The organism is Pseudomonas sp. NPDC090203, from assembly GCF_044746765.1.
GTDB classification, from domain to species: domain Bacteria; phylum Pseudomonadota; class Gammaproteobacteria; order Pseudomonadales; family Pseudomonadaceae; genus Aquipseudomonas; species Aquipseudomonas putida_AD.
Genome location: NZ_JBIVCV010000010.1, coordinates 139,556 through 156,276 on the forward strand (window position 1 = coordinate 139,556; position 16,721 = coordinate 156,276).

A 16,721-nucleotide genomic window follows, 5' to 3' on the forward strand; every position below is an offset into this window, starting at 1 on the left:
TAAATCGATACACATTTTTTACTCATAAAGCCTGAGCGACAGAAAATACCGTCGCCTCGCGTGCCAGACACACAACACAACCGTAATTGGCCACATTCGTAGATTGCTGAAAGCGCAATCTGAGGACTTGAAAGATGGACGTCACCGCAACTCTGAGCCTGGGCGATCCGCTGGAACCCGCACGCAAGGCAACCGCCGAAATGCTGCAGACTCGTGAGCGTACTTATTCGCTGCCGCAGCCTTTCTACAGCGATGAGCGGCTGTTTGAAATCGACATGCAGGAAATCTTTCAAAAGGAATGGCTGATCGCGGGCATGACCTGCGAGATTCCGGCCAAGGGCAACTTCATGACCCTGCAGATCGGCAAGAACCCGATCCTGGTCGTACGCTCGCCAGATGGCACGGTCAACGCGTTCCACAACGTCTGCCGCCATCGCGGCTCGCGTCTGTGTACCAAGGAAAAAGGCAAGGTCGCCAAACTGGTGTGCCCATACCACCAGTGGACCTACGAGCTCGACGGCCGCCTGCTGTACGCGGGTACCGAAATGGGCGCTGACTTCGACATGAAGGAATTCAGCCTCAAGCCTGTGCACTGCAAGGTGTCCGGCGGCTACATCTTCATCAGCCTGGCGACCAATCCGCCGGCCATCGACGAGTTCCTGCAGACCCTGAACCACTACATGGAACCGTACGACATGGAAAACACCAAGGTGGCGGTGCAAACCACCTTGATGGAAAAGGCCAACTGGAAGCTGGTGCTGGAAAACAACCGCGAGTGCTACCACTGCAACGGTTCTCACCCTGAACTGCTGAACACCCTGCTGGAGTGGGACGACACCAACGATCCCCGCGCCGACCAGAAATTCAAGGATCACGTCGCCGAATCGGCCGCGGCGTGGGAAGCCGAAAAGATTCCCTACCTGCACAAGAGCTTCGGCCTGCGTAACCGCATCGTGCGCATGCCACTGCTCAAAGGCACCGTGTCCATGACCATGGACGGCAAGCAAGGCAGCAAGAAGCTCATGGGCCGCATCCAGAACCCGGACCTGGGCTCGATGCGCATCCTGCACCTGCCGCACTCCTGGAACCACTGCATGGGCGACCACGTGATCGTGTTCACCGTGTGGCCGATCAGCGCCCAGGAAACCATGGTCACCACCAAGTGGCTGGTGCACAAGGACGCTGTCGAAGGCGTGGACTACGACGTCGCCCGCCTGCGCGAAGTCTGGGACGCCACCAACGACCAGGACCGTCGCCTGGCCGAAGAAAACCAGCGCGGCATCAACTCCGTCGCCTACCAGCCAGGCCCGTACTCGAAAACCTACGAGTTCGGCGTGGTCAACTTCATCGACTGGTACAGCGCCAAGCTCCTGGAGAACATGGGGGCCGAGCCTGCGCCTTATCTGAAGGGGGTGGCGGTTAACCACGAGTAAGGTCCAACTGCAGCGCTTGTTCTAACGTCATCGCGGGCAAGCGCGCTCCTACAGACATCGAACTGTAGGAGCGCGCTTGCCCGCGATGCGTTCATGAGCTGAAATCCGAATATTGGTCAGAAAACGCTCAACCCTGCTCCACACCACCCCCGCCGCCCCCGCCGCCCCTCTGCAGCATCCACAAACAACTTATCCACAGCACAACCCACAGCAATTGTGGGGAAGTCGAATTTCGCCTGTGTAAAAAGTCAGAAAAAACCGTGACTTATTTATCCTGGCGTGGGCTGGAAATGGCTGATCAATATTTGAACAAAGCTCTGTAAGCCACGATTATAGCGGGATGCAGAAGAGCGCAAACACCTTATCCACAGAACCGCCAACAGAGAATGTGCGCAACTCGTCAAGATACGCGAGCATCTGTGGAAAAGCTTATGTCGCGCCGAAATTCAGGCTCATACGATGCACATTCGTCAGAGAAACGTTGCACTGATCAAAATTTGAACAAACCTTTGAAAGCCCCGGTTTACCTTGCTCTCAGAGGAAAGCGAACATCTTATCCACATAGCCGCGCACAGAGAATGTGGGCAAAAAATCTGAGTCTGGACCAGGTACTGTGGAGAAAAAGCCTTTAGAAACCGCTAGATAGGGTGGTTGTTTTTTGATCGATCGCGTGTAAGCCACGCCATACGCGGCTCGCACCAATGGCCGAACAGTTTATCCACAGGTGGATCAACAGCGATTGTGGGTATGTGGATTGATTAAGGGCAGAAGATTCGGAAGCGTCTGACATCGCTGCAAATCCAAGGACCGTAAACTCCCGCTAGCACAACTCTCCTGACTGGAAGGATTCAATCATGAAAAACAGAGCCCACTTCTCACGAGACGTCGTCTTGAGAGCCAATGCCCAACTGATCGAGCACGGAGGCCGCCCTGCGAAGCTTCCACGAGAGCTGTTGGGTGTCGTCACCTTCCGCCCCAGAACCATCGATGAGATCAACACCGCCTTTGCCACTGCGTACGCAAGGCTGCGCGAGACTGAGTTTGCATGACCAAAGCGAACTACAACCATATCTATAACGCGTTGGTCGCGGACGATAACGACATCGTTGGCAAGCTCGCCTATTCGCAATACAAGCGTCAGAAAATCGAATACATACTGGCATTCAAGGAAAAGCACGGAGAACTCCCGAAAGACGCCGACCTTGCCGCGTTCCACGATATGAGCAACAACGTGTCAGTTCTTGAGAGCTACCGGAGCCAGGCAGCGCAGCTGGCGGTGGATTTTCTGAAAGCATCCCTCGCTGATGAAACAAGGGAGATGGAAGACATGTACGCCGCAAAAGCCAGCCACGAGATACGATCCGCGCGACCTGGCTTCTGGACTGGCGTATCACAGAGCGTCATTGGCTCGGCATGCTTCATCATGCTGCTTGGCTGCCTTGTCTTCTTCACCTGGAGCTTGAAACAAGGGCCTCGTCAGGTCATCGAGCAAGTATTCGACGTGATGATTGTCGATGCTGCCACCACTCGGTCGGCGATGGAGACAGATGACCCAAAGTCTTGAACGGGAGATACACCCAGTTCCCACATCGCCTCACGGCGTGCCGACGATAGCGATGTCGAGAACGCCCCCGCCGGCAAGCCATGCTGCTACGGGGGATGGGGGTTGTCATTGATGTGGGTACGGACGCCGATCCGTAGCAGCACGGCTTGCCGGCGGGAGCGGCGTTGAGGGCGCGGCGAGGGGTTAGCGAACCACCCCTTCCTCCACCAGGAGCTTCAAAATCGCCGCAGCGCCTTCCTGGGGGCTAACCCCTTTGAGCACTTGCCCGCCGCCGCCACTGGCCTTGGCCGTTGCAGCCTTCATCCGGTCAGCGCCGCTTTTGGCCTTGATGACCTTCAGGCGTTTTGGCCGAGGTTTGGCGGCTGTCAGTTCGGCGCCTGTGAATAACTCATCGATGGTGACTTCGATCTGTTCCACATCCAGCGTGCCGCGCTGTGCAGGGCCGTAGGCGCTCTGGCGGGGTTTGGGGGCGGCGTTGTCCACAGTGGCGAGGAAAGGCAGGCGAACCTTGAGGCGACGCCGTTGGCCGCGTGGCAGGGCCTGAAGGACCTGGGCGGATCCACCGCTGATGGATTCGACTTCAGCCATGCCCACCACCAGCGGCCAGCCGAGTTTTTCGGCCAGCAGGTAGGGCAACATGCCCGAACCTTCGCCAGTCTCGGCCTGGGTGCCAGCAAGCACCAGCTGCACGCCGGACTCACGAATGTAATCGGCCAGCCCCGGCAGCGCATCGGCGCCTCCGGGCTGATCGAGCACGTGCAACTCTTTCAGGCCCATGCCCAGATAAGCCCGCAGTGCAGGCTCCTCCGCATTGCCAGCGTGGAGCACGTGCAAGTTATCCCCAGCCAGTTGCAGGCCCAGTTCGACCGCACGGGCGTCCTGTTCCGCACGGCGTGGACGACCGGAAGTCGGGTGCGCACCCACAGACACGAGGCTGATAACGTGCAAGGCGGCTTTATCCACAGGCAGTTTTTTGTCAGGCTGCATCGCGTTTTCCCTCGTTCCGGTACGCTTCAACGGCCTCGATCAGCGCCTTGAGCACGTCTGCGCTTTCGCCAATCACCGACAAATCAGCACGTTTGATCATGTCGCACGTCGGATCCAGGTTGATCGCCACAACTTTGTCGCAGGCCCCGATGCCTTGTAAGTGCTGGATCGCCCCCGAGATACCCACAGCCACGTAGACACGCGCCGTGACCCAGGTGCCCGATGCGCCGACCTGGCGATCACGGGTCATGAAGCCGTCGTCCACGGCAACGCGGGATGCGCCTTCAGTGGCGCCCAACGCAGCGGCCGTGCGGTGGAACAGTTCCCAGTCCTTGACGCCATTGCCGCCCGAGAAGATGAACTCCGCTTCGGCCATGGGGATAAGTGCCGGATCGACCGCCACCGCGCCCAGATCCTCGATACGCGCCAGGCTGCGCGCGATGCCTGTGGACAACTCCACCGGCAACGCTTCGTGGCGGGTTTCGCTCACGGGTTCGGCACATTCAGCGGCTGCCAGGATCAAGCGCGAAACCGGACGCGACAGATCTTGCTGCCCGGCCCCTGCCCGACCTGTCGCCTGTGCGTCTTTGACCTGCCAGACGCGCGTCGCCGGGCGTTCACCGATGCTCGCGGCAAAGCGGCGGCCCAGTTCGCCACCACCGGTACGGCTGTCAGGTAGCAACCAGTGACGTGGGTCGAACTGGTTATCCACAGCCCGCAGCCCCTGTACGCGCTGTTCAGGGGAGTAACCGCTGAACTCGCTGCCCTCCAGGACCAGCAGCCGATCGACACCGGCGGTGTCGAACGCCGACTCCTTGTGCTCGCCGAACACCACGGCCAGTACCGCACCGTCTTTGCCCGCCAACCCATGGGCCAGGCCCAGCAGATCGCGGTCGTGGCTGCTCAGGCGGCCGCCGACCATGTCAGGCACCACGGCGATGTAGAACGCAGGCTCGGCAACCTGATGCAGTGGCAATTGCACTTCAACCGAGGCAGAGCGCTTGACCGAGCCGCCCTGTTGCGCGCCACTGCGGTCGATACGCTTGATGCCGTTGGGGCCGATGAAACCGGCGCCGTGGACGTTCTTGCGAATGATGCCGTTAGGCCCCATCCAGCTCGCCTGTTGCGGCTGCATGGCGGCATGCAGCGGGTGCAGGCGGTTGCGGGCGATCCACTCGGCACGAGGGTCGCGGCGGATAATGTCGCTCATCAGTGCGCCTCCGCAGGTTCACGTTTGACAGGAGCCGGCTTGGCGGGCGCTGCCTCTTCAAGCAGGGCGTCGGCCACCAGTTCAGCGATGTCCTTGATCATCGGGCGAGGTTCGACCACACCTTCGAGCATTGCCGTGCACTGTGGACAACCCACGGCCACAAGCTCGGCACCGGTTTCGCGGATGTCTTCCATACGCATGTCGGGGATACGCTGCTTGCCCGGAATATCGGTGATCGGCGCGCCGCCACCGCCACCGCAGCAGCGGGAACGGAAACCGGAACGCTGCATTTCCTTGACCTCGATCCCCAATGCCTTGAGCACGTCGCGCGGCGCTTCATATTCGCCGTTGTAGCGGCCCAGGTAGCATGGGTCGTGGTAGGTCACGCTGGAGCCTTTGTGCTGGCCCAGGTTCAACGCGCCCTCACCGATCAGCTCGGCCATGTAGGTGCTGTGATGCTGCACCAGGTATTCGCCGCCAAAGGCGCCGTACTCGTTTTTCAAGACGTGGAAGCTGTGCGGGTCGCAGGTCACGATGCGTTTGAAGCTGTATTTGGACATTGTCTGGATATTGCGCTTGGCGAGCATCTGGAAGGTCGCTTCGTCACCCAGGCGACGGGCCACGTCACCGCTGTCACGTTCTTCCAGGCCCAGCACGGCGAAGTCCACTTGAGCGGCTTTCAGTACTTTGACGAAGGCGCGCAAGGTGCGCTGGTTGCGCATGTCGAAGGCACCATCGCCTACCCAGAACAGCACGTCGGCTGTTTTCTTTTCGCTCAGCAGGCTGAGGTTCAGGTCCGCAGCCCAGTTCAGACGGCCGCCCGGTGCAAAGCCGCCCGGGTTGTCGGTGGCGATGAGGTTTTCCAGGACTTCGGCGCCCTTGTTCGGGGTCGCGCCTTTTTCCAGGGTCAGGTGACGGCGCATGTCGACGATGGCGTCCACGTGCTCGATCATCATCGGGCACTCTTCCACGCAGGCGCGGCAGGTCGTGCACGACCACAGGGTTTCGGCATCGACCAGACCATTGACGATCGGTTGATGCGGGTTGCCGCCGTGCTCCCCGACAGGTTTGCCGGGATAGGGGCTGCCGGCGAATTTGGCATCGGTGCCGCCGGCCAGGCCGACGACCATGTCCTGAATCAGTTTTTTCGGGTTCAGTGGCTGGCCTGCAGCGAACGCTGGGCACGCGGCCTCGCATTTACCGCACTGCACGCAGGCGTCGAAGCCCAGCAGCTGGTTCCAGGTGAAGTCCTTGGGCTTTTCCACACCCAGCGGCGCGGTCGGATCAGCCAGATCCAGCGGCTTGAGGCCGGTGGAGCGGCCGCCGCCAAAACGCTCGGCGCGGCGGTGCCAGGCCAGGTGCAGGGCACCGGCGAAGGCGTGTTTCATCGGCCCGCCCCAGGTCATGCCGAAGAACAGCTCGGACACACCCCACAGCACGCCGATCCCCAGGATCACTGCCAGCAACCAGCCGCCGAAGTTTTCCGGAAGGATCCCGGCCACCGGCAGGGTCACCAGGAAGAACGAGGCCGAGAACGCCAGCAGGCTTTTCGGCAGGCGCATCCACGGGCCTTTGGACAGGCGGCTCGGCGGGTTGCGACGACGCAGATAAACGAAGATCGCACCGACGAACATCACCGCCGACATCAGCAGCAGCGCATAGCCGAGGATGCGGTTATGCAGGCCGAAACCATGCACCAGAATCGCCAGGATGATCGACGCCACCGCGCCACCGGCCGTGGCCACGTGGGTGTTGGCGATGTATTTGTCACGCGCCACCACGTGGTGCAGATCGACCATGTAGCGCTTTGGCATGGCCAGCAGGCCGCCGAGCAGATCGACCTTGGAGGCGCGCCCGTTGCGCCACATGGCGACCCGCCGCAAGGCGCCCAGAACCGCGAGGCCCAGGGCTGCGAACAGCAGGATTGGAAGAAGGGTGTTCAACATCGAGGTGCCCTCGAGCTACAAGCTTCAAGCTACAAGCGGCAAGCAAAAGCCGGTCACCCATTGCTCTTGCTTGCAGCTCGAAGCTTGCAGCTTGTGGCTGATCTTAGAAGTCTTTGCAAAGCCGCAGTGCGTCGTAGATCGCGGCGTGGGTGTTACGCTGCGCCACGCAGTCGCCGATGCGGAACAGCAGGTAGCCGTCACCGGACTGGCTCAACGATGGCTGAGGCTGGATCGCGAACAGGGCGTCGATGTCGATCTGGCCCTTGTTGCGCGAACCGTCCTTGAGGCCGTAGTACAGCTCTTCGTCAGGACGCACGCCGTTCTCGATGACCACCTGGTCGATCACCCGCTCCTCTTTGGCGCCGGTGTATTCGTTTTCCAGCACCGCCACCAGCTTGTCGCCTTCGCGGTAGACCTTCTCCAGCATCATGTCGCCGGTCATGATGATTTCTTTCGGGTACATGCTGCGGTAGTACGTCGGGAACGACGTACCGCCCATGGCCACACCCGGCTTGATGTCATCGGTGACGATCTCGACCTGGCTGCCCTTGTCGGCCATGAAGTCGGCCACGGACATCCCGGTGAACTCGCAAATGGTGTCGTAGACCAGCACGTTCTTGGCCGGTGCAACCTTGCCGTCCAGCACGTCCCAGCTGCTGACCACCAGGCCTTCTGCCGCGCCCCAGTGCTCGTTCTGCTCGATGAACGGATGACCGCCCACCGCCAGCACCACCACATCCGGACGCAGGTCCCTGATGGTCGCGATGTCAGCCGCAGTGCCCAGGCGCAGATCGACCTTAAGGCGAGCCAACTCCAGCTGATACCAGCGGGTGATACCGGCAATCTGATCACGCTGCGGCGCTTTCGAGGCCGTGGTGATCTGGCCGCCAATGGCGTCTTTTTTCTCGAACAGGGTCACGTCATGGCCGCGTTCAGCGGAGACACGTGCAGCTTCCATCCCCGCAGGGCCGGCACCGACGATCACCACTTTGCGCTTCACGCCGGTGGTTTTCTCGATGATGTGCGGCACGCCCATGTATTCACGGGAAGTCGCGGCGTTCTGGATGCACAGCACGTCCAGACCCTGGTACTGGCGGTCGATGCAGTAGTTGGCACCGACGCACTGACGAATCTGGTCAACCTGGCCCATCTTGATCTTGGTGATCAGGTGCGGGTCGGCGATGTGCGCGCGGGTCATGCCGACCATGTCGACGTAACCGCCTTCCAGAATACGGGTGGCCTGGTTCGGGTCCTTGATGTTCTGCGCGTGCAGAACCGGCGCCTTGACCACTTCCTTGATACCGGCCGCCAAGTGCAGGAACGGCTCCGGTGGATAACTCATGTTGGGGATAACGTTGGCCAGGGTGTTGTGCGTGTCGCAACCCGAGCCCACCACACCGATGAAATCGATCATGCCGGTCTGGTCGTAATACTTGGCGATCTCTTTCATGTCTTCATGGCTGAGACCGTCCGGGTGGAATTCGTCACCGCAGATACGCAGGCCCACACAGAAGTCAGGACCGACTTCCTTGCGCACAGCCTTGATCACTTCCAGGCCGAAGCGCATGCGGTTCTCGAAGCTGCCGCCCCATTCGTCAGTACGCTTGTTGACGCGCGGGCTCCAGAACTGGTCGATCATGTGCTGGTGCACGGCCGACAATTCCACGCCGTCCAGGCCACCGGCCTTGGCACGGGCGGCGGCGCTTGCGTAGTTGCCGATCACGCGCCAGATCTCTTCCGGCTCGATGGTCTTGCAGGTGGCGCGGTGCACAGGCTCGCGGATGCCCGATGGCGACATCAGGGTCGGCCAATGGTCGCCGTCCCAGCGGGAGCGACGGCCCATGTGGGTAATCTGAATCATGATCTTGGCGCCGTGCTTGTGCATGGCGTCGGCCAGATTCTGGAAATGCGGGATGATGTTGTCGGTGGCCAGGTTGACCGATTTCCACCAGCTTTGCGGGCTGTCGATGGCCACGCTGGAGGAGCCGCCACAAATGGCCAGGCCGATGCCGCCTTTGGCTTTCTCCTCGTAATACTTCACATACCGGTCGGTGGTCATGCCACCGTCAGTGGCATAGACCTCGGCGTGTGCGGTACTGAGGACGCGGTTGCGGATTGTCAGTTTGCCGATTTGAATCGGCTGAAACATTGCTTCGAAAGCCATCTCACGGTCCTCGGCTTACAACGGTTTTACGACGAACAGGCCATCTTCGTGGCCCTCTTCCGATCCGCCGTAGACCTGCTCGGCCACCGTGCGAACGGAGCTGCCTTTGGCAGCGAGAATCTGGTCCATGGCACCGGCGAACCAGCCCGTGAACATGTAGTCGACCTTGCGACCGACCTTGCCGTACACATAAACGAAGGCCGAGTGCTCCAGCTTCACGCTGCAGGTGCCTTTATCCAGGTCGATATCCTGGATCTTGAACAGACCCCAGCCACGCTGGGACAGACGGTTCATGTAGTGCTCGAACACCGCGACGCCTTCCAGGCCATGGCACTCGGCTTCCTTCTCGCACCAGTGCCAGGCGGATTTGTAACCGGCCTTGTAGAGAATCTCGGCGTAGGCGTCAGCCCCCAGAACTTCCTCGATGCCCATGTGGTTGTTGACGAAGAAATGACGCGGCACGTACAGCATTGGCAGGGCGTCGGAAGTCCAGACACCGGTCTCGCTGTCGACTTCGATAGGCAATTGCGGGGCGATCTTGGCCATGGAAACTTAACTCCAGAAAATTTTGTTGGATGCCCCCTCCACGGACGGGAGAGGGAAAAGTGTGTGATCTAGGGCTTATTCGCCCCAGACATCCGCTAATACACGAACCCAGTTTTCGCCCATGATCTTGCGTACAACGCGCTCCGAATGGCCGCGTTTGAGCAGGGTTTCGGTCAGGTTCGGGAATTCGCCGACGGTGCGAATGCCCAGCGGGTTGATGATCTTGCCGAAGCTGGTCAGGCGGCGGGCGTAGCCCTTGTCGTGGGTCAGGTATTCGAAGAAGTCCTGGCCGTGGCCTTGGGTGAAGTCAGTGCCGATACCGATGGCGTCTTCGCCGACGATGTTCATCACGTATTCGATGGCTTCGGCGTAGTCGTCGATGGTCGAATCGATGCCCTTGGCCAGGAACGGCGCGAACATGGTCACGCCGACGAAACCGCCGTGGTCGGCGATGAATTTCAGTTCAGCGTCGGATTTGTTGCGCGGGTGTTCCTTGAGACCCGAAGGCAGGCAGTGCGAGTAGGTCACTGGCTTCTTGGATTCGAGGATCACTTCCTCGGATGTCTTGGAACCGACGTGGGACAGGTCGCACATGACGCCGACGCGGTTCATTTCCGCGACGATTTCACGACCGAAGCCCGACAGGCCGCCGTCGCGCTCGTAGCAACCGGTGCCGACCAGGTTCTGGGTGTTGTAGCACATCTGCACGATGCCCACGCCCAGCTGCTTGAAGATCTCGACGTAGCCGATCTGGTCTTCGTAGGCATGGGCGTTCTGGAAGCCGAAGAGGATGCCGGTCTTGCCCAGCTCCTTGGCCTTGCGGATGTCGGCGGTGTTGCGAACCTGCATGACCAGGTCGCTGTTTTCGCGAATCAGTTTCTGGCTGGAGGCGATGCTGTTGACGGTCTGCTGAAACCCTTCCCAAACCGACACGGTGCAGTTGGCCATGGTCAGGCCGCCTTTGCGCATGTCTTCGAACAGCTCACGGTTCCATTTGGCGATAATCAGACCGTCGATAACGATGCTGTCGGCGTGCAATTCGGCTGGGCTCATCAGGCTGTCCCCTATAGGTTGTTCGTGCGCCGAAACGTCTGCCGGCGCTTTGGGGCCAGCATATGCCTGCGGGTCGGATGAGCCGGATGCAAAAACGACAAGGGAATTGCCGAAAGCGTCAAGAAACGACAAACGACGACTGCGGGCGTCTGCCACCTGCGTTTGATAACTGTTCTTTGCCGCGCGCATGGGCGAGAATTCCCCGCATCACTGAATCGGGAAACCCCAATGAAGACGATTTTTCTGGCTCTGGCTCTATTCGCGACAGGCGCTCACGCAGCGGCCAACCCGGACGCGACCCCTTGCGACGGCGTGGACGAAGACAAACAGACTCTGGAATGTTCGGTGTACAGCCGCGACACCGCGGTCAAGCTGCTGGACGAGAACTTCCAGAACCTGCTGGAGCGGGTGAACGTGCAGTTTGGCGCAAACAAGGCGCAATCGGACGAATTCGCCGGCAAGCTCAAGACCGCCCAGGACGCCTGGAAGAAACTGCGCGACGCCGACTGCGCCGTGGAAGTCTTCCCGGCCAAGCCCGGCACCAAGGAATTCAACATCGGCCAGAACGACTGCCTGGCGCGGATGAGCGACGAGCGCTCCGAGTACCTGGAAAGCATTGCGCAGTCTGAATGAGATACCCTGACGCCTTTTACAGGCTCAAGGTCAGCACATGAATATCTGCGGCGTAGACATCAAAGGCAGCGAAGCCATCTTCGCTGTCGCCACTCGCGCATCCGGCGCGCTTGAATCGCTGCCACTGGCCATCAAGAAGATCGCCCTGGAAGACGATGACGAAGCGGACAACGTCAAGGCGTTCGCCCGGCAGATCGCGACCTTCGTGCGCGAAAACGCCATCACCCACATCGCCATCAAGAAGCGCAGCAAGAAAGGCGAGTTCGCCGGCGGCCCGACCACCTTCAAGATCGAAACGGTCTTTCAACTGCTGGAAGACTGCGAAGTGGTGCTGCTGTCACCCCAGACCCTCACGGCCCAGGCCAAGAAACACAACATCGAACCGCCCGCCTCGCTGAACAAGTATCAGCATGATGCGTACAAGGCGGCGTGCGCAGCCTTGATGAAAACCACAAAATAACCCCGCTGTAGGAGCGCGCTTGCCCGCGACGGCGGTGTGCCAGCCCGAAAATACTTCACTGACACACCGCCCCCGCCGGCAAGCCGTGCTGCTACGGTCCTCTGCGCTGCCTCAGCCACTCGCCGAACGCCTTGTCTTCCAACGCATAGGCGCCGCGACTGGATTTCCAGACCAGCTCTTTGTCACGCAGCGAATCGATCGCCGCCTGAATGGTCTGCGTCCCGGGCACCACCTCGCTGCCCAACGTCTCCAGCGCCTTGCCTACCGCCAACACCGTTGCATCGGAGAACGGCGCAAAGGGCTGGTTGTCATGTGCGCGATCAGCCATGACCTCCAGAACCCCGCGCTGCGGGGGCGTCAGCGCGTTATAGGCACTCTCGAACTCCTCCCAGACACCTGCGCGCAGCGATTGCGCGCTGTTACGCAGCAACTCGCCGAGGTTTTCCGCCTCCCCCAGTTCAAGGGCGACATCGCCGATAATCGAGCGCAGCATTTCCGGGCGGCGCCCCACCAGGTCGAACGCGGCATCGATATCGGCTGCAGAAAACTGGTTGTCTTGCGCCAGATGGCTGTTCAAATGAGCGGTGTAAGCCTTGGTGAAGTCCTTCCCCAGCAAGGGAAACGGCGTGATGCTCGACCCGTAGAACGGCTGGTTCTTGTTCAGCACCAGATGCGCCAGCTTGTCGCGGTTGGAGCCTGTGAGGACCAGCCGTAATCCACCAATGCCCCGCTCCACCCCTTGATTGAGCTCATCGCGTGCAGCCTTCAGCGCGAACATCGCATTGACGCCCGCCTCACTGGTCAGCGCGTGCTGGGCCTCGTCAATGATCAGCACGATCATTTTCTGCGCAGCGCTGTGCAGCAACTCCAGAGCCTGGGTCAGGGTGGAGCCGACAGGCAACTGCGGTTTGCTGAAATCCCAGGACAAGGTGCGCAGGAAATTGAGCTTTTCGATACCCGCTGACTTGGCGAGCTTGCGGACGCCTTTCTCAAAAGGCACCAGCGCGGCCGCAATCGCTGCGCTGATTAGGTCGGCGGGGTCTTTTTCCCGATCAGCCCACAGGTCGACATACACCGGCAGCCAGTCCTGCTTGAGGCATTGAGGTACCAGGTCCTCGCGCAAAAACGTGCTCTTTCCGGTCCGCCGGGGTGCCGCGAGAAACAGGCCGGAGGAGTAATCGTGCAAGCCCTCGCCGATCAGCCCCTGCGCGATGGTGAGCGCAAGGCTGTCGCGTCTGAATACAAAGCCGGTGCGCTTTGCCATGATTTATACCCAATTATTGCCAGGACCATAATTTATAGTCGCGAGTATAATTGACCATAATCGGGAATCAAACCACCTTCGGCTCCCGTGCCACCCGCCCGCGATCTTCCCTGGGGCAGACCACAAACCGCGCCTTGTAGCTGCGGGTGAAGTATGACGGCGATTCGAAACCGCAGGCGATGCTGACTTCCAGCACACTCATGTCGCTCTGGCGCAGCAGTTGGCGGGCTTTTTCCAGGCGCAGGCCGAGGTAGAAGTTGCTGGGTGTGTCGTTCAGGTGCAAACGAAACAGGCGCTCCAACTGACGGCGTGTCACCTGAATGCCCTCGGCCAGTTCCAGCGTGCTCAGGGGCGGCTCGGTGTGCTGTTCCATCACGCCGATCACCTGCACCAGCTTCTTGTTGTTGATGCCGTAGCGCGTGGCGATCTGCATGCGCTGGTGGTCCTTGCGCTGGCGGATGCGGCCGAGCACGAACTGTTCGGACACCTTGATCGCCAGGTCCGGGCCGTGGGCCTGGCCGATCAGGTCGAGCATCAGGTCGATGGACGCCGTGCCCCCTGCCGAACTGATGCGGCGGCGATCGATTTCGAACAGCTCCTGAGTCGCCTGCAGTGTCGGGTAGGTTTCCTTGAAAGCGTCCAGCGCCTCCCAGTGCAGGGTCAGGCGATAGCCCTCCAACAACCCGGCTTCGGCCAGCACGAAGCTGCCAGTGTCGATGGCGCCCAGGGTCACGCCCTCAAGATCGAGCCTTCGCAGCCAGTGCTCGAGGGTCGAGGTGTAGAACTTGAGCGGGTCCACACTGCCCATGACGCACAGCGTCGCGCCCTTCTTCAGCGGCTCCAGCGCCGCATCGGCGTTGACCGACATGCCGTTGCTGGCAATCACCGGCCCGCCATCGATGCTCAGCACATGCCAGCGATACAGCTCGCCGCCGAAACGATTGGCCACACGCAACGGCTCCAGCGCCGAAACGAAGCCCATCATGGAGAAGCCGGGCATGAGCAGAAAGTAGAAATCCTGGGACATCGTCGAGAAATCCTTGAGAGCGCCGCTTGCCCTGTAGGAGCGCGCTTGCCCGCGATGCGTTCAATCAGGCACTCATCGATGTCTGACACGACGCCGTCGCGGGCAAGCGCGCTCCTACGGGCTCGATGAACATGAGATACGCCTGTTCAGACAACGAGGCAACAGCACAGGTCGCTACCGTGCAAGAGCTTGTCGCCGCTGTGCGTTTTGAGGGGCCTTGGCCTGCGTAGCTTTGCACCTCAAAAGCGGGTGGCAAAAACCCGCCTCTCACACGCCCTGGCCTGCAAGGAACCTTACACATGAATCACGACGTCATCATCACCTGCGCACTCACCGGTGCTGGCGACACGACCGGGAAAAGCCATCTGGTCCCGATCACCCCGAAACAGATCGCTGCCGCCGCCGTCGAGGCCGCCAAGGCGGGCGCCACCGTGGTGCATTGCCACGTGCGTGATCCGCAGACCGGCAAGTTCAGCCGTGACGTCGAGTTGTACCGCGAAACCATGGATCGCATCCGCGAGGCCGACATCGACATCATCGTCAACCTGACCGCAGGCATGGGTGGCGACCTTGAAATCGGCCCGGGCGAGCGTCCGACCGACTTCGGCCCGAACACCGATCTGGTGGGCCCGCTGGCTCGCCTGGCCCACGTCGAAGCGCTGCTGCCGGAAATCTGCACGCTGGACTGCGGCACCCTGAACTTCGGCGACGGCGACACCATTTACGTATCGACCCCGGCGCAACTGCGTGCAGGTGCCAAGCGCATTCAGGAACTGGGCGTGAAGGCCGAGCTTGAGATCTTCGACACCGGCCACCTGTGGTTCGCCAAGCAGATGATGAAAGAAGGTCTGCTGGACAACCCGCTGTTCCAGCTGTGCCTGGGCATCCCGTGGGGCGCGCCGGCGGACACCACCACCATGAAGGCCATGGTCGACAACCTGCCGGCGGACGTGGTCTGGGCCGGTTTCGGCATCGGCCGCATGCAAATGCCGATGGCGGCGCAAGCGGTGCTGCTGGGCGGCAACGTGCGGGTCGGCCTGGAAGACAACATCTGGCTGGACAAGGGCGTGCTGGCGAGCAACGGCGCGCTGGTCGAACGCGCCAGTGAAATCCTCAGCCGCATGGGCGCACGGGTCATGACCCCGGCTGAAGGCCGCGTGAAGATGGGGCTGAAGAAGCGTTTCTGATTGCCAACCTAACACCTCCCTGTAGGAGCGCGCTTGCCCGCGAATGCCATTTGCCAGTGCCGATGGTGTCGGCTGACGCACCGCAGTCGCGGGCAAGCGCGCTCCTACGAAGATTTCGCGAATTCTCTTGAGTGCACGACATGACCTTCATCACCGAAATCAAAACCTTCGCTGCTCTGGGCAGCGGTGTCATCGGCAGCGGCTGGGTTTCCCGTGCCCTGGCCAACGGCCTGGATGTGATCGCCTGGGACCCGGCGCCAGGGGCCGAAGCCGCGCTGCGTCAGCGTGTCGCCAAGGCCTGGCCGGCGCTGGAACAGAAAGGCCTGGCAGCAGGCGCTTCGCAGGATCGCCTGCGTTTCGTGGCGACCATCGAAGAGTGCGTGCGTGACGCTGACTTCATTCAGGAAAGCGCCCCTGAGCGGCTGGAGCTCAAGCTCGACCTGCACAGCAAGATCAGCGCTGCGGCCAAGCCCAACGCCTTGATCGGCTCCAGCACCTCGGGCCTGCTGCCTTCCGAGTTCTACGAAAGCGCCACGCATCCCGAGCGCTGCGTGGTCGGTCACCCGTTCAACCCGGTGTACCTGCTGCCGCTGGTGGAAGTGGTCGGCGGCAAGAACACCGCCCCAGAAGCCGTTCAAGCGGCGATCAAGGTTTACGAATCACTGGGCATGCGCGCCCTGCACGTGCGCAAGGAAGTGCCCGGCTTCATCGCCGACCGTCTGCTCGAAGCGCTGTGGCGCGAGGCGCTGCATCTGGTCAACGATGGCGTGGCAACCACCGGTGAGATCGACGATGCAATCCGCTTCGGCGCAGGCCTGCGCTGGTCGTTCATGGGCACCTTCCTGACCTACACCCTGGCGGGCGGCGATGCGGGCATGCGTCACTTCATGGCGCAGTTCGGGCCGGCGCTGCAATTGCCGTGGACCTACCTGCCAGCACCTGAACTGACAAACAAACTGATCGACGACGTGGTCGAGGGCACCAGCGAACAGCTCGGCACCCACAGCATCGCGGCGCTGGAACGCTATCGCGATGACTGCCTGCTGGCGGTGCTAGAGGCGGTGAAGAAGACCAAGCAGAAGCATGGGATGGCGTTCGAGGACTGATCCCTGACCTCGTTGTTCGAACCGACGCTGTCGCGGGGGAGCGCCCCCCGCACGGGGGAACGCAAACACAGTATGTGGGCGCGTGGCCGCCGCGCGGGCCCGGCCGCCCCGGCCGGGACAACCCCCTGTTACCCGGGACGG

General features: G+C 61.1%; 15 protein-coding genes. 7 read left to right on the top strand and 8 right to left on the bottom strand.

Features of this window, described 5'->3' with window-relative positions:
* Positions 1–134: 134 nt before the first annotated feature.
* The 3 genes from gbcA (at position 135) to ACIPO9_RS18390 (ending at position 2,997) form a co-directional block, all read left to right on the top strand.
* Positions 135–1,433, top strand: coding sequence for a glycine-betaine demethylase subunit GbcA (gene gbcA, locus ACIPO9_RS18380; protein ID WP_274131573.1), 1,299 nt, complete (start codon positions 135–137; stop codon positions 1,431–1,433).
* 854 nt (positions 1,434–2,287) lie between these two features.
* The gene (locus ACIPO9_RS18385) at positions 2,288–2,482 is read left to right on the top strand and encodes a hypothetical protein (RefSeq protein ID WP_400782632.1); all 195 of its coding nucleotides are present in this window, start codon (positions 2,288–2,290) and stop codon (positions 2,480–2,482) included.
* Positions 2,479–2,997: a hypothetical protein gene (locus ACIPO9_RS18390; protein ID WP_274131575.1), complete on the top strand. Its 519-nt coding sequence runs from the start codon at positions 2,479–2,481 to the stop codon at positions 2,995–2,997. Before ACIPO9_RS18385 ends, ACIPO9_RS18390 begins: the two co-directional genes overlap by 4 nt.
* Positions 2,998–3,180: 183 nt before the next feature.
* On the opposite strand, the gene ACIPO9_RS18395 is transcribed toward ACIPO9_RS18390, so the two are convergent.
* The 6 genes from ACIPO9_RS18395 to ACIPO9_RS18420 form a co-directional block, all read right to left on the bottom strand.
* On the bottom strand, positions 3,181–3,984 hold the full coding sequence (locus ACIPO9_RS18395; protein WP_400782634.1) for an electron transfer flavoprotein subunit beta: 804 nt from the start codon (positions 3,982–3,984) through the stop codon (positions 3,181–3,183).
* Positions 3,974–5,194, bottom strand: a complete 1,221-nt coding sequence (locus tag ACIPO9_RS18400; protein WP_400782636.1) for an electron transfer flavoprotein subunit alpha/FixB family protein — start codon at positions 5,192–5,194, stop codon at positions 3,974–3,976. Before ACIPO9_RS18400 ends, ACIPO9_RS18395 begins: the two co-directional genes overlap by 11 nt.
* Positions 5,194–7,140: a dimethylglycine demethylation protein DgcB gene (gene dgcB / locus ACIPO9_RS18405; protein WP_400782638.1), complete on the bottom strand. Its 1,947-nt coding sequence runs from the start codon at positions 7,138–7,140 to the stop codon at positions 5,194–5,196. The genes ACIPO9_RS18400 and dgcB overlap by 1 nt, the downstream gene beginning before the upstream one ends.
* 103 nt (positions 7,141–7,243) lie before the next feature.
* On the bottom strand, positions 7,244–9,304 hold the full coding sequence (gene dgcA, locus ACIPO9_RS18410) for a dimethylglycine demethylation protein DgcA (protein ID WP_400782640.1): 2,061 nt from the start codon (positions 9,302–9,304) through the stop codon (positions 7,244–7,246).
* Between the two features lie 15 nt (positions 9,305–9,319).
* Entirely contained in the window at positions 9,320–9,850 is a 531-nt protein-coding gene (locus ACIPO9_RS18415) for a DUF5943 domain-containing protein (protein WP_400782643.1), read from the bottom strand.
* Positions 9,851–9,925: 75 nt separating this feature from the next.
* Positions 9,926–10,903 (bottom strand): dipeptidase, encoded by a 978-nt coding sequence (locus ACIPO9_RS18420; protein WP_274131581.1) that lies wholly within the window; start codon positions 10,901–10,903, stop codon positions 9,926–9,928.
* A gap of 228 nt (positions 10,904–11,131) precedes the next feature.
* Here ACIPO9_RS18420 and ACIPO9_RS18425 point away from each other — a divergent pair, with 228 nt between their 5' ends.
* Both ACIPO9_RS18425 and ACIPO9_RS18430 read left to right on the top strand, forming a co-directional pair.
* On the top strand, positions 11,132–11,536 hold the full coding sequence (locus tag ACIPO9_RS18425) for a lysozyme inhibitor LprI family protein (RefSeq protein WP_274131582.1): 405 nt from the start codon (positions 11,132–11,134) through the stop codon (positions 11,534–11,536).
* Between the two features lie 37 nt (positions 11,537–11,573).
* Positions 11,574–11,996, top strand: coding sequence for a DUF3010 family protein (locus tag ACIPO9_RS18430; protein WP_400608663.1), 423 nt, complete (start codon positions 11,574–11,576; stop codon positions 11,994–11,996).
* 91 nt (positions 11,997–12,087) lie between these two features.
* Here ACIPO9_RS18430 and ACIPO9_RS18435 read toward each other — a convergent pair whose 3' ends face one another.
* Positions 12,088–13,260, bottom strand: coding sequence for a hypothetical protein (locus ACIPO9_RS18435; protein ID WP_400608664.1), 1,173 nt, complete (start codon positions 13,258–13,260; stop codon positions 12,088–12,090).
* A gap of 67 nt (positions 13,261–13,327) precedes the next feature.
* A complete protein-coding gene (locus tag ACIPO9_RS18440; RefSeq protein WP_274131585.1) occupies positions 13,328–14,287 on the bottom strand; it encodes a GlxA family transcriptional regulator in 960 nt (319 codons plus the stop codon).
* Between the two features lie 299 nt (positions 14,288–14,586).
* Between ACIPO9_RS18440 and ACIPO9_RS18445 the strand changes: the two genes are divergently transcribed.
* On the top strand, positions 14,587–15,474 hold the full coding sequence (locus ACIPO9_RS18445) for a 3-keto-5-aminohexanoate cleavage protein (protein ID WP_166595694.1): 888 nt from the start codon (positions 14,587–14,589) through the stop codon (positions 15,472–15,474).
* Positions 15,475–15,614: 140 nt separating this feature from the next.
* Positions 15,615–16,580, top strand: a complete 966-nt coding sequence (locus ACIPO9_RS18450; protein WP_274131587.1) for an L-carnitine dehydrogenase — start codon at positions 15,615–15,617, stop codon at positions 16,578–16,580.
* Positions 16,581–16,721: the final 141 nt, after the last annotated feature.